Source organism: Acinetobacter sp. RRD8, assembly GCF_031844225.1.
Lineage (GTDB): Bacteria > Pseudomonadota > Gammaproteobacteria > Pseudomonadales > Moraxellaceae > Acinetobacter.
Genome location: NZ_JAUZUU010000031.1, coordinates 1 through 14513 on the forward strand (window position 1 = coordinate 1; position 14513 = coordinate 14513).

Consider the following 14513-nt stretch of genomic DNA (forward strand, 5'->3'; position numbering starts at 1 on the left):
ATTAATTTTAAGATTTTTTTTTCAGATCCAATTTTTTCTTGATCAATTGTACTTAATATTTTAATGACATTGTGTCCGTATTCACCATACTCTTCAATTAAAGGACGATACTTAAATACATGATTATATTCGAGTTTAGCTTCAATATTATAAGTATGTTCTAACTGATTGGTGAATGCCTCATCTATAAGCGTTAGTGATGAAAGTCTCTTTACTACTTGAGATATTAAAGCTGGCCGTCTTTGAAAATTTGGTGCAACTTGATTGATGGTGACAGTTTGAGCTGTGCCAATATTTGTAGAACGATCAGGACACATATCAGTCTGATCCATGATTAATAGTTATATCATTTGCCTGTTCCACATATGTAGAACGATCATGCGTTTTAACTTGACGTTGGTCGGTATCAGTCTTTTTGCTTGTTTTCAAATTACTAATTTCTTGTGATAGTTTCTTAACACGTATTGTTTGTATTATCCCCCATATTGTTGTGAGGATTGTACATATTGCAGCTACTCCACCAACTGCTGGGTTGCTTAAAAAGTTTATAATAGTGCTCATTAGTTCCCTTAGATCTCATTCTATATAATATTTTAGTGATACATAATGTAACATAAATGATGGTTTCAGCCCAATTTCGTCAACGGCAATTTAAGTTGATAAATATTTAGATCATCAAGTCTCTGCATTCGCAATCTAAAGAAGCTTGATAATGCTTGAGCGATCAAATAAAAAGTTCGGAAAACTATCATAATTGGGTCCTGATATAGGTTGAATTTTTCCAAGGCGGATTGCATTGTTAACATCTTGGCGTGTTTTTCCAGTAGATTCAGCTAGTTCTTGTGTACTTAACGCATATATCCTGAGCTTCTTGATGTTTTCCAAGTCATCCATATGGGCATAGCGCTGGCCTAAGCCATCATCGATTAAGCTCAATCGCCCTGATTTCAGCCAATCAATTTCGAGTCTGCGCTTGTCAATTGATAACCAAGTGGGTATGTCTTGTAGTTTTATAAGACGCGGATTATTCTGGAATTCTGCAAGGTATTGCAGTACTACTTCGGATTTAAAATAACGTTTGTTACCCAATTCTCCATTATGTTGCACCGCTTGTAAAAAACCCTTTTTTACTAAACGTGACACTTTTTGAATATTAGCACTATCTCCCAAAAGTTCAGCAACTGCTTGCGCATCCATATAATCTGTTTTGGCTTTGCTTTTTGTAGTCATTTGTCCTTTTTTGGGCCTACCGGTGCGGGTTTGATAACCTTGTACTTTATCCAATTGTTGTTTGTTGATGCTGATAATATCTTTACGCTCAAAGACATAAACTAAACCATTATCAATGGTTGGTCCTGAAATGGGTTTTATGCCAAGGTGCTTTATACGCTCAGCAATGTTGGTAACATTTGTTTGAAAAAGTTCTGCAATTTCGCTTGGCAAAATGTATTTAGCTTTGAAACGGGCTAATTCCTCTGGTGAAACAAAGCGCTGAGTAGATTTTATATTTATTTTTGCCATTTTATACTTTAAAAGGCCTACTGACATGATTCGATATACTGCATCACGGTAGGTATTTAATGCGACAATAACATCATTGATATCTAATAATTCATTTTTATCTTTATTTTTTGTTTGTATATCAATGAATTGAAGTAATTCATTTTTATCAAAACTAATACCCAATAAACCAGCTTCTTTATCAAAGTTCACTATAGAAAGTCGTCTATCAAGTACAGCTTGAATTAATTCATCCAGTGTCCGCATCGAATGATAGTGATATTTCTTGAAATAAAGCGAAAGAGATATATTTTCATGTATAAATTTTGATTTTACTGATTTGCTAATAGTACTTAATAAGTTATTTAACACCTTAGTATCAATCAAGATATCACGGTAGCCATCAATATCAGGACCACGAAATGCGGTAATAATTCCACTCTTTAACAGGTTCTTTGTATTGTGGGGTGACAGCCTTAAAATTTTAGCTGCTTCATTTAGCGTAACTAACCTCAATAATATATCTCTGAGTTCAGCTACATTATCTAGTGAGTACTTCTCATCCAGCGAAGGTGGTTTTAAATTAGTTTTGATAAGCTGATCAAAGCTAGAATCAGATACGGCTAGCATAGTTTTAACTTCTTTTTTTGATAATAGCTTGTCTTGTTTCAGATTCTCAGTCTTTGGCTTTGGTAATATCGATGGCGTTTGTTCTGTGCGTATAAAACTTTCTAATTCAGACTCTACCGCTTGATAGATGTCAGGTTGTAATTTACGTAATGGAGAACGATCCAAAGCCATACTTAGGCGAAAGAGCAGAGCTGGTTTACTAAATGCTGGATAGATGGCACGATTTCTTGCGACAATTTCTGTTAGAAACTGATGAAAACTTTCTGGCCAATTAGCAAATGGTTTGAACGCATTTAGAGCTTCAATGTGCCTATTACTTATAATTTGATAACTAAGGTCTAATTCTGTATTAGACCAAGAATACCTACTGGATAAAATATAGCCAAGATGAATGACTGCATAAAATGATTGCATATCTTTGACTAGTGGATGTCCTTTGATCGAATCGCCATTGACTGCTTGTGCAGTCATATCTGCTAGTAGTGTTTCAGAGCTTTCAACTTGCAGTGAATCTGCTGCTTTCATTTCAGCACCACAGCGACATTTCAGTAAGTTTGTTCTTGACCAACTAAATACTGAATTACATGTCGAGCATGTATCCTGTAATAGAGATAAGTGTTTAAGGCACACTGTATAAGATGCAACTGTCCATATTTTTCGATGATAAGAAGACTCTGTTAAGCACTGTACACAGATTGCGGGATTTCTAAAATTCATTAACTCATCGGAAATGCTTGCATGACCGACTCTGAAATATTGGCTTTTATTGAGAGTAATCGACTGAAAAATTAGGTTGTTCAAAGTATTTTGAGGTGTATTTGTGAGATGAGACAGTCGTTCTATATTCAATTTACCCATGCAAAGAGCACGTATTTTATGAGCCTTTACCTCAAAATCATTGTCATCCAAAAGCGATAATATTGGATTCAAGGATTCATAACAGTTAGCATCCGATAGGCGTAGTAAGTACCCGATCATACTTTCATCTAGATTAGGTTCTGGACGCTTTAATAGTCGTTTTTTCATACGCTCATCAATCGATTAACGGCGGGTTATGGTATCTCTGATTGTCAATTCTTTTGGCTTGGCTTTGACGCGATTATTAGTGCCAATTTCTGAGTGTGTAATCCTACTTGTTGCTTTCCAAGAAGAAATTACAGAAGTCTCTACTAGGAATGGATTATTGGGGAGGGTGGTGTCGTATTGAATTGAATCAAAAGCTGTGCCTAAATGCGCTAAAGTCAAACATGGATGATTATGTCTAATGGCATCATAGGCAGCGTGCTTTATCAATGACATGATATTTGCTGCCGTTCCCTGACTTGCTACAAAAAGACGGTAAGCAATTTCTTCTGAAGCTAAATTACTATACACATCAAATGGAAGAGATTTATCTACTTCAGCTAAAAATTTTCTAAATTCATTTCGGTTGGCTTCACTATCCCATAAAAAGGGAGTTAGGCGTTTCTTGGTGAGGAATCGGCGGCGTAGTTGAGGGCTTTGATGTAAAATGGCTTCCGATTCTGGCATACCAATTAGTATGACTGGAATTTTAGTAATTTCGATAAACATCTTGATCCAGTCTGCTACCAAGCCAATAACTCTTTGTGTCTTATTATCAATGAGATGCTGAAATTCATCTATAATTATGACTTCTACCTTACATTGATGGACTAAAGCATATAAACGGTTGCTTTGAGTTACAGTGGTTCCATGGGTAGCTGCTAAATCACCTAGATCACTTAGCATTGCGGTTGCTACGCTTTTAATTGTAGCGCTGGCAGGTATAGATGTTTTAAAGACAGGATGGATGTCACCATCAGGCATTTCGATTGACGGCCAACGACTAGAATATTGTCGAATTAGACTTGTTTTTCCTACGCCTGATCCTCCTGTGATAAACATACACTGAGGCTCTTCTGAAAATTTAGACATTTCACGACATTCTTCAATGCAATCAAGAATGCTTGTGAGTCTAGGATATTTTATAAAGATAGATTCAATTTTTCTGATTTTATCTGCATTAGCTGCAACAAATTCTGCTAAATCACTCATTATTAATACCTCCCAAGCTGTAATCAGAAGACCAGTCATCCGCTTCATCATAAAATGATGTGAGTGGTATTTTATCGCTAGAAACAGGGTCTATTTTTTTCTCAACTTCGGTGACCAGATTTTCTGGAGAACGATTCATTTCTTTATAAATAGAGTTTAGTTGTTCATTTGACTTAGAGGATAGTACTGAGTTCTGAGAGATATCTTCGTAGCGTGCAACTTTTTGAGATAATTGTGTTTTCCTGTTTTTGGAAGTATGTTTACTTTTTTCAACAACTTCTTCAATCCTATCAGCAGCTTCCATTAAATTATTCATATTTACCGAAGATTTTGCGTATTCACGGGCATTCCTTCTGATTACTTGATGTTGAAATAAAGTTTTACCCGTTGCATATTTCTGGTTTATTGCTGGAACACTGAAATATTCCTCTTTGATTGGATCAAGAACAAATATATGAGAAATATTGGAAGGATCTATTTTTATAGTCACATTTGGATTGTCTAGAATTTTTTGCCTCAGTAAAGCCAGTTCTGATGAGTTATAGATTAGACCTTCATAGGAGATGCCAGTCCTCACAATTTTTCGTTTGTCATGAAGTCCTAGAGTAATATTCACGTCTAATGCACTCTTGGGAAGTAATGGTGGATATATCAGTACACTTTTACGCCATTTTTCTGCTGGTGTATCACCAATGCGTTCTTTGAAAGTTTGATGAAAAATATCTATCACCCATATATGCATAATTTCTACTAATGATGAGAAATCTATTACTGCATTCTTAATAGGATTGTAATCTGCAAATTTTCCAAGATTTTTTAGACTTTTACCTTCCATACCATTGAGTAATTTTTGATTTATAATTGAGAAATACCGCTCAATGGAAGCTTTAAACCAAGGTTGGAGCGGAGGTGCATATTGAATGTTAATCCCTAGTTGAATACACGCTTCTTCGAGCGCGATGCTATAGAATTCTTTACCGTTGTCTACGATTAAAGTTTCGAATACACCAAAAACATCCCATGTATTTTTAACAGAAGGAAAGATTTTGTTTATTTCAACTTTAGGCAATATAGCTACTTTTAGACACTCCATGACACTAAATGCACTTGGTGGAGTAAAACTAATGTAGAATCCTGTGACAGAGCCGGTATGATGATCTATTGCGGCAGTAATATACGGTTTGCCCAAAGGAAAACCAGTTTGATCATCAATGACGAATAAATCCAATTGGGTATGATCTATTTCAACCCGTTCTAATGGTCTAGTTGTTGAGACACCCATTTGGTAGACTCTAAATTCCATTTCGGCAGCATGTTTTCCTTCTCGATGTAGAGTAACTAATACAGGGTCAAGTGCTTTAATTTTATTGATTAGAGTAGTTAAACTCGGCGCTGTTAAGGCCTCACTAGCTATCCTGAATTTATTTTCTTTCCAAATATTTCTTTTAAGCTCTTCGTAGACTGTTGTTATTGATGGTTTATGGCCCTTCAGGTAAACATCCTTAATAGTCGTATCTATTATATGTTGTACTTCTGGATCAAGGCGCTTACTTCGATTCCCTTTTTTTTGCTCATTCTTGATTAATGAACGTATGTCTTCACTAGCATTCTTATAATTTTTATGCCAACGATATACTGTAATTGCTGAAGGTGGTGTGGGGTCTCCAATTTGAAGAGCAATATTTGCAATAAGTGGATCAAGATATTTTTTTGTGAAAGATGGGACTTTTAGTTCCTTTAGAATATTTAGATATTTTGACCTTCTTACAGCCTCCTTTTTTTGTTCTGATGATTTTGTTGAAAAATCTGCTAAGGCACGTTGTTCTGCCGTAATTAAAGGTTTGGTAGCAGTTTCAGGATCAATAAATTTAAGTTGATTGTTAACTAGGTGACCTAATGCTTCTGAGTATGGTATTGAAATCTTCAGAGCATCAGTTGTTCTTGAAAGTTTTAATATTTTTGTTTTGGGATCAAGGCTTTCAATTTCCCATACTGAACCTTGATAAGCGACATAGTGTCCATAAGAAAATTGATAGCTACTCATAGATCATCGTCTCCAACATACCATGTCATCTCTATTTCGGTATTAATATGAAGAGGCTTCTCCATATCGAATCTAGCGCTACCGTTGTAGAGTAAGAGATACGCAAGTTCCATTTCTGCTCCAAAATCAACGCAATGATTTTGTAGTACTTTTAGAGTATGTTTAGAATGATTTGGTAAGGCTCGTTTGATTTTTAAAAGTATTTCAGGATTAGATGTTAAGCGAGCATATCGGTATAGAAGTCGAATATTATCTAAGTAACTGTCTTTACGGAGATGTTCATCAGTTATTAAATCGTATATATGTCCGTGAAGATGAAAGTGCGCAGCGCGAGCAATATGTTTGCGTTTGAACTCATCTTCCATTGTTTTCTTATATGGTTTAACTTCTAAATATTGATATTGACCTGTTTGTAAGCTATGACGCATGACCTCAAAGTCTGGAGTATGACGCAGCTTTCTATCTTCAAAGATATAGGAAATAATTAGTGGTTGTGAACGGTAGGCAATTACATCTCTATCGAACTCAAGCCAATAGCAACAGTCCCTTTCTATTTGAGACTCCCATTGAATAATCTGCTGCATCTTTAAGCTAGCAAATTTTCCAATTACTCGGTCTCGCCCTCGATTGGTAATACGCCTAACGCCATGCTTAGCCATCTCGAAAACTCCAAGAATTTTCTTTGTTCAGAATTCATGATAGCTTGATTTCATCTTATACTTGAATCAACATTTGTTCGAGAAATAATGTTTTTTGTAAGATTATGATTTTAAAGTCTACCAACTAATAATTGGTGTTTTTTATTTCATCTTATGCTTTGATTTTTCCAATTATTTCATCTTACTTGATATTGTCATTTTTAAAGTTTTGCGACAAAACCAGTGTGATTATCTAAAAAATGAATATTTGATAGGCCTTTCCGCCTAGTGTGATTTTTAACTGTTAAAAGGGGCATCTAGATTATGTCAGGACGTATGTATTGGTTAATTTTGTATACAATGTTAAATGAGCATTTTTAAAGATACTCATTTAACAGTAATGTATTTTTACATAAAATCTATTTGATCTATCTCTTCCATAATTTCAGAAGTTCTTTGAAGCGTGGCAATCATCTTCTGATAATGCTTAATATCTTCAAATTGTAGAGCTTGACCTTTCCTGTCTTTGAGCCATTTTTGTGCAGGTTGATAGCCACCGATATAGAAGTTCCAGGCTACTTCAGGAACATTGGCAAAATACTGTTCATCGTTGATATAGACATTTCCATCTTTGTAAACATGCTTCTCAACAATATTGTCACCGCTTTCAGGATATTGAAAAATAGCTTTTAAAGTGGAGTCTTCCATAAGATGAAGTTTTCTTAATTGATTTCCTAATCCAACTAATTGACCAAATGTATTTTGATCTTTTGGGTATGGAACTCGTGGAAAATCAATTTTGAGAAAATTATTATATTTTTCTCTATAAATTCTTGAATGAAGAACAGCATATACATAATTTAATATATCTATAGGTGAAAAATTTTGACTTTCAGTAGATATTTCATCCGAAAATTTTCTTTTTATAATGCTACTTATTTTGTCTATATATTTTTTTTCTAAGTTGGGTTTCCTACATATTTTACCTTCAGTTGTTAAATCCTCATAATAAATATAAAGAGGCAGATTCATGGCATTTGAGCCAGTTTTTGAAGAAAGAAAAATTGCTTCCGTGATCGTATTAGTAACAAAAATATGAGCAAAAGATTGATCTTTATGTGCTTTAGTGCAAAGCAGACCTAGGTTTCCTTCTGATTGTAAATAGTTTCGCATAATTTTATCTACAGGCCATCCTACAAAACCTCTTGAATTACCTGTGTAGTAAATATATTTTTTATCAAATGGCCTGTAGTTGATATGCTTTACACACGTTTGATCTTTAAAAGAATCTTGGATATCTTTTTTAGCCCAATCATATTTCCAATCTCTTACATCAGCAGGAAGATTGTATTTTTTATAAAAATTAGATTTTTCTAACGTAATTATGTCTAGCGCTGATTGCAAACATTTGTCAGCAGTAGCTTGAATGCATAAATTATCTCTCTTTGTTACTATTCCATTACCCTGAACAGGAAATAAGTCACTTATTTTTATACCTTTCTCATAAATACTTTTTAATGTCATGTCTTGAGGAATGAAGTAATATTGTTTCCCTACTGGTTTAATTTCATTGAAATTTATATCATTTAAGTTTGATTCAGAAAGGAAATTATATTTTTCTTCACGTTTACCAAATACATCATAATGAAAGACTTGACCTAGCTCTGAATTCTTTTTATTTCCTGTTTTAATAAATATATTAATAGATACGCCTTGCATGATATCAAATACATTTTTATCTACACTTCCATCAGGAGAAAATTCTTTTTTCTTCCCATTCCCGTGAAGATCAATGGTATAAATCTTGTCGTAAGTTTTAAGTAGATTCCAGCGCATCCCTCTAAATGTTGGATTATCTAAAAAACCATGAGGATTAATGAAAGCAAGCACACCACTTCCATTTTTTTCAATAAAATGCTGCCCATATCGTAAGAACTTTACATAGTCATCATTAATCCATTTAGAATTTTTTTCTTTTAATTTTTCTTTTCCGCCTGGTTCTTTCTTATAGTCTTCCATTAAACTCATAATCCAGTCACCTTTATTAGCACTTTCACCACTATAAGGTGGATTACCAATAATACACATGACAGGTGTATCACGTTTAATATGGTTCGCTTCATTTGCTTCAGCACTGAGCCAATTCGCAAATAAAGTACCAGTATCAGGATGACTTTCTTCTAAGCTATTAGTTAGATAAACTTTCAGTCTTTGTTGAATATTGCCTTGTGGTTTATATCCTGTTTCTGATAACAGCAAGTTAAGTTGCAAGTGAGCCATTGCATAGCTCGCCATGAGCAACTCAAAACCGTTTAAACGTGGTATCAGATCCTTTTCAACATAGTTACTCCATATCCCTTGCATCCCTTCAAAGTCTTGATGTACGTGTTTGATGACTTGTGAAAGGAATGTGCCTGTACCTGTTGCAGGATCAAGGATCTGAACTTTATGAACTTCTTTTTCTGTTGTGATATAGCCATCTTTATAACGCTTATCTGTTGTGGGGTTTTTAATTTTAATAGTAGTTTTGGCTGTATCGGCTAATCCTGAAGCAAGATTAAACTCAGTTTTTAGAATTTCATCTACAGCTCTGACAATGAAATTGACTACAGGTTCAGGTGTGTACCATACGCCACGTTTTTTACGTTCTTTAGGGTCATATTCGCTCAGAAAAGTTTCATAGAAATGAATAATTGGGTTGTTCATTCGTGTTGAACGCCCATAAGTCTTTAAGATTTCCTCAACATTACAATGTAAGAAAATGTCTGCCAGGCTATCAACAATCCATTTGATACGATCATCAATGTCTGGACCTGCGATATAACCAAATAGTTTACGCAAGAAAGGGTTCGATTTTGGAATCAGTTCAGCAGCTTCTTGTCTTGAGAAAGTCTTGAGGGTTGAGTCATGTAATCGGGCTGCAAACATTCCATAAGCAATGGTCTGAGCATATACATCGGCAAAACCTTTTGGCTTAATGTCATGAATAAGAATCTGCTTAAAGCCTTCGAAGTGAGCCTTTAGAGTACTGTCTTCCTGTGTATCTTCATCATTGGTTACTGCTTTTTCTAATATTTCAGCAAGTAATTTTGCTTTATTTGCCATCATTTTGGCTAATTTCTGCGGACTTTTGATTGTTTGCCCAAGATAGATACTGAAATTTTTAATCAGACTCTCAAACATTGGGAAGTTTTCAGGCAAGGCTTTGATCTGATTTCCTGAAATTTCAGCAATAGAAATCTTAGCAACTAATTCACTTTCTTGATAAAAATAGAAGTCCAGGTAGTTGGTGAATACGATATTGTTTAAAGATGCTTTATAGCGGTCAAATTGTTCTTTGTTACCTGTTTTTTTCTTACCTTCTAGGTCTGTATCACCAATGTCTTTTGCTTCAATAAATCCAATAGGAATACTGTTTTTCTCAATGATATAATCAGGCGCACCACATCTTTGACGTTTAGGCTCGTTAATTACCATATAGCCTGAGCCGATAATTGACTCTACTAAGCTTTGTAGATCCCCTCGAAAGCTGTGTTCGGTTGTTTTACCTGTGACAAATTTTGCATTTACTGCCTGAATATAATTTTGGATCATTTAATGTAGTCTCATGTATTTCACGTTCATTCACTGGGTTTTAAATTTTCATATCTAAAACCTTCAGTCTCTTCGTAATATCTGCAATTTATCTATTTATTCATAAACTATGATCAAACTTCTGTAAGATAATTCCTTTATTGATCGCAGAGCCGATAAATTGAAATTCTGGTGAATTCTTCCTTGCTTCATGAATCTTTTGCTTTGAGCCAAAAATATTAAAGAATGTTTTGCCAAGATTGTAAGTTCCAGATAGGCTAAGGCCACTTACCAAGAGGTCTCCAGCAGCTAAACTGGCTTCTAATAGTTGAAACTTATTACTTTTGATATCACTAATTAATGATTTCATTGAATAATAGGAAAACTTAGAGGAAAAAGCGAATTCATAGTCTCTTATTGCACGTTGAAACTCATCTAATTCATATGATTTGGCTAGATCTCTCCTTTCCAAATTTTCATATGAACTAATTTTATCAAATAGTCTATATTTTGCTAAATGAAGTCTATCAAGTTCATCAATATAATCTTCTCTAAACTTTCTAAGAGTATCTATGGGAACATAGGTACTTGGATAGGGAAGACATTTTGCAATTTCGATTCTAATGGTATGTTGCTCTATCAAATCGTCAGATTCTATAGAATTAAATCCATCTGCAACGTTATTGTAAATAATCCAATCAGAGTCGGTAGTCTGCTTTCTTATGCTTTGACATGCTAATAAAGACTCTAAAGCCAACCTTTGCATTTCGGAAGAATGAATTTGCGGCGGAGGGGCATTTGTATAAAATTCAATAACTCCATTACTTCTAAATTCTTCAATCACATTATTAGTAAAATGAAACATTGGTATTTGAGTAATAACGATATTATCCCAATAAAGACCATAAAACATCAAATCACTATGTGTTAAATCTTTAGCTACAGGTCCATTTTCATTACTAACGCCTCCCAATCCTGAGATTATTAGGCCTTTAGGAATTCTTTTTTTCTTAAATTGGATTATTTCGCCCATTTTTTACTCAATTAGATGTTTGCCTGTAAAAATTACATCTTTTACAGTATTCAATTAATAAAGATTTTTAACTATTAGGATTCTATAAGACTGAAATTATAAAAATTTAATTTTTAATAATTTCATACCTCATGAACCCTCTTTTAAGTTATTTGGTGAAATTTTGTCATAATTGATCATCAATTAAGTGCTGAATCTAGCTGTTCGAGTGATGACACTATCTTGCCAACTATATGCTGGTCGAACTCCGGTAAATTGTCCTCATCATGTGTACCTTTATTTAAATAACGCCAACATGGGGAGGTGCCATTTGGACCCAATAACAATGTTAAAGCGGATACGATTTCTGTTTTTTTAGGGATATTTGCTTGAGACTTATCAATTTTAGATTTTAAATTTTCTGCGAGATTTCTTAAATCCCAGGGTTGATCTGGAGATCTTCTTGATACACTAATTAAACCGTCATTCCTATCACAATGTTTTCCATAATGAAACCAAGTTTTATCACATAAATTTTCTAAAGCTCGTCTTGATGACATAAGAGCATCTCTATATTCTCCTCTAGAATACAATTCTCGTGCTACTAACACATGATTTCGAGGGCGTTGTAATGAAAGTACATATATATGGTTATCAGGCTTATGGGGAGAGAATATATAAGACTGCGAAATAGCGGCTCTCTCTTTACCTAACATTTGATGAGTATTATTGAAGAACTCTTCACCATGGATAGCGAGAATGATTTGAGTTTGTTCGAAAAATGAGTCCTTGAATAAGGTTTCTCTTATTGCGGCTCTATGCTCATCATCTATTGCATTGACTGGATCATCAAAAATTAAAATAGGGCAATTTTCTTTAATATTTTTTGCTAGCAAGATTGCTAATCCAATACATCTAATATGTCCCTCACTGAGAATGTGAAGGGCATCAAAAAATGTTGTTGGATCTTTTTGAAATGATATAAGTAATTTCTGCGACTGTGTCAAAGGAAGTTTGACCGAAGCTAACTTTTCATGAGAAGCATCATAACGGTTGAATGCGTTGTATAGGGTAGTAACTGTTTCACCTAAATCAGCAACTAATTGTGATGGTAAAAGTCTGCTATATGCATTTATTTTAGTTACGAATTCAGTATATCCCTCTAAGATAGACTGATTTCTTTGTAGGATAGATTCTTCTAGGGTCACCTCGTTGATTAATTGTGCATTTTGAGTATTGAAATTTGTAATGAGTAATTCTGCTTTTGAAATTTCCTTTAAAGCTGTATTACGACGAGTCTGTAAGATTGTAATTTGACGTTCAAATTCACGTAATCTATTTAATTCTTCTAGTGTTGAATTTCTTGTTGCTTGAGCTTGGCTAGATAGAAGATCTGTATTTTCGAGATGTTTTACCTGCGCGACTATATGTTGATAAGGGGTATATCCATCTGCTAAATATTGTAGTAAAGAGTTCCACCAAGAGAGAGTTGGTTGTATACCATTAGGGATTTGATATGCAACAAGTTGATTATTAGTTGATAAAAAATGTAAACAAGTATTTACTATTTGAGAAAGACTAAATAATTGTTGGCCTATGGTTTGCTGAGTGTCCTGTATTCTTTTTTGTATTTTAGCCAAATGTTGAAGTTTTTCTAATTCTTCTTGCGAATGCAGGTACGGATTGATTGTAACTAGATTTAAGGGCGTATGACAGGCTGGGCAACTTTCAGGATTACTTGGTTGAATCTGTATAACCGCTTCATATAGTTGTTTAAATGATATTTGCTGGCTATACGATCCCAATTCTTGTTGTTGACTATTAAGTTGATTAATATTAACTTGAATATTATTTATCAATATGTCTAAGGCAGAAGTTGTTAAATTACTTTTTAAAGGAACAGGTGTTTGTAACTCTTTTTCTAGTTGATGAATGGCACCTAAAGAATCTGTTGTTCCAATAATTTCGCTAACCATTAGATTAAAGCTGAAATTATTTTTATATCGCTGAGCGAGCGCTAGTTCTTCCTGTGTAATAGTTTCTAACTCAGCAATATTGTTTATCTTGATTTGTTCTGCAGATGATAATTCAAGACGTTTTTGTGCAAGTAATTTGGTTTTTTCTCCTTGAATATCTATATATCTTTCATCAATTTCGGTAGTAAAGTTACGAACATAATCTGTAAATGCCTCTAATCCGAATAATGTTGAAATAAGTTCAGTCTGTTTAGAAGGGGCTTGGGCTGCTATTCTAGAAAAGTTATCGATTCTATTCTTTTCTACAAAACAAAATCTGTATTTAGATGCATTGGGTTCAACAATTACATCGTCCTCATTTGCATCTTTAGCAATAATGTGAGGGGGAGTAAATTGATTAACATGAGCATTTTTTAAATATTCAGCCTGATCTCGAAAACGCTTAGTTTCAGCCTCGCTAACACTCCCAAGCAGGCCATATTCGAGTGCTTCGCAGAAACTTGATTTGCCAGTACCATTTGGTCCGTAAATTAATACACATTGACTATCTAAATTGAATTCTTCTGCACGTGCAAATCCTCTAAAGGGACCAACCACCATATGTTTTAATTGTTTAATACGTTGATAATCATTTGAATTAGCCGAATTAATGATAGTTATGTCCGTTCTGATTTCATTCCATTGAGGCTGAGCTAAAGCAATTATTCTTCGGATTCTTTGACCTTGATGTGTTGATAACTGAGTTAGCTCTTCTAAATTATCTAAAACAATATTAGCAATTTTTTTAGCATTTATTGATGTAGAATCCACATTAAACGTTTGTAAAAAACGCAAATATTCCTCTCTTACCACAATTACCCCCTCCAGAATTTTTTAAAAATCTAATTTATAAAATAATGTAATTTATAGATATTTATCATTTTTTTGTCTTTTTGACTAGCTGAATTTTACATTGTATAGGGGGCAATATTTTTATATGAATGATAAAGGGGCGAATTCAAACATGAGGTGCGACAGTTTCAAAAGCCATATGATAATCAACAAGCTGAGCAAATTTCTCTAATGGTGTAAGCCAATCTAACGCC

The 14513-nt window shown here is 34.1% G+C and carries 8 protein-coding genes and 2 pseudogenes; all 10 read right to left on the minus strand.

Annotated elements, in window-relative coordinates:
- A pseudogene (locus Q9R24_RS14455) lies at positions 1-317 on the minus strand (hypothetical protein); the annotation flags it as partial.
- 1 nt (position 318) lies between these two features.
- Positions 319-561 carry a hypothetical protein gene (locus Q9R24_RS14460; RefSeq protein ID WP_000104011.1) on the minus strand — a complete coding sequence of 81 codons (243 nt, stop codon included), beginning with the start codon at positions 559-561 and terminating at the stop codon, positions 319-321.
- A gap of 135 nt (positions 562-696) precedes the next feature.
- Positions 697-2655, minus strand: a complete 1959-nt coding sequence (locus Q9R24_RS14465) for a hypothetical protein (protein WP_000642242.1) — start codon at positions 2653-2655, stop codon at positions 697-699.
- Positions 2656-2754: 99 nt separating this feature from the next.
- Positions 2755-3156: pseudogene (locus tag Q9R24_RS15015) on the minus strand (TniQ family protein); the annotation flags it as partial.
- Between the two features lie 15 nt (positions 3157-3171).
- Positions 3172-4185 (minus strand): TniB family NTP-binding protein, encoded by a 1014-nt coding sequence (locus tag Q9R24_RS14470; RefSeq protein WP_001281162.1) that lies wholly within the window; start codon positions 4183-4185, stop codon positions 3172-3174.
- On the minus strand, positions 4178-6229 hold the full coding sequence (locus Q9R24_RS14475) for a Mu transposase C-terminal domain-containing protein (RefSeq protein WP_000100555.1): 2052 nt from the start codon (positions 6227-6229) through the stop codon (positions 4178-4180). The genes Q9R24_RS14470 and Q9R24_RS14475 overlap by 8 nt, the downstream gene beginning before the upstream one ends.
- Positions 6226-6888, minus strand: coding sequence for a TnsA endonuclease N-terminal domain-containing protein (locus tag Q9R24_RS14480; protein ID WP_001052041.1), 663 nt, complete (start codon positions 6886-6888; stop codon positions 6226-6228). Before Q9R24_RS14480 ends, Q9R24_RS14475 begins: the two co-directional genes overlap by 4 nt.
- Before the next feature lie 387 nt (positions 6889-7275).
- The gene (locus tag Q9R24_RS14485; RefSeq protein ID WP_000615758.1) at positions 7276-10461 is read right to left on the minus strand and encodes a type ISP restriction/modification enzyme; all 3186 of its coding nucleotides are present in this window, start codon (positions 10459-10461) and stop codon (positions 7276-7278) included.
- Between the two features lie 100 nt (positions 10462-10561).
- Positions 10562-11473, minus strand: a complete 912-nt coding sequence (locus Q9R24_RS14490; protein WP_000503872.1) for a DUF6236 family protein — start codon at positions 11471-11473, stop codon at positions 10562-10564.
- A 179-nt stretch (positions 11474-11652) separates the two neighbouring features.
- Positions 11653-14280: an AAA family ATPase gene (locus Q9R24_RS14495; RefSeq protein ID WP_000251195.1), complete on the minus strand. Its 2628-nt coding sequence runs from the start codon at positions 14278-14280 to the stop codon at positions 11653-11655.
- Positions 14281-14513: the final 233 nt, after the last annotated feature.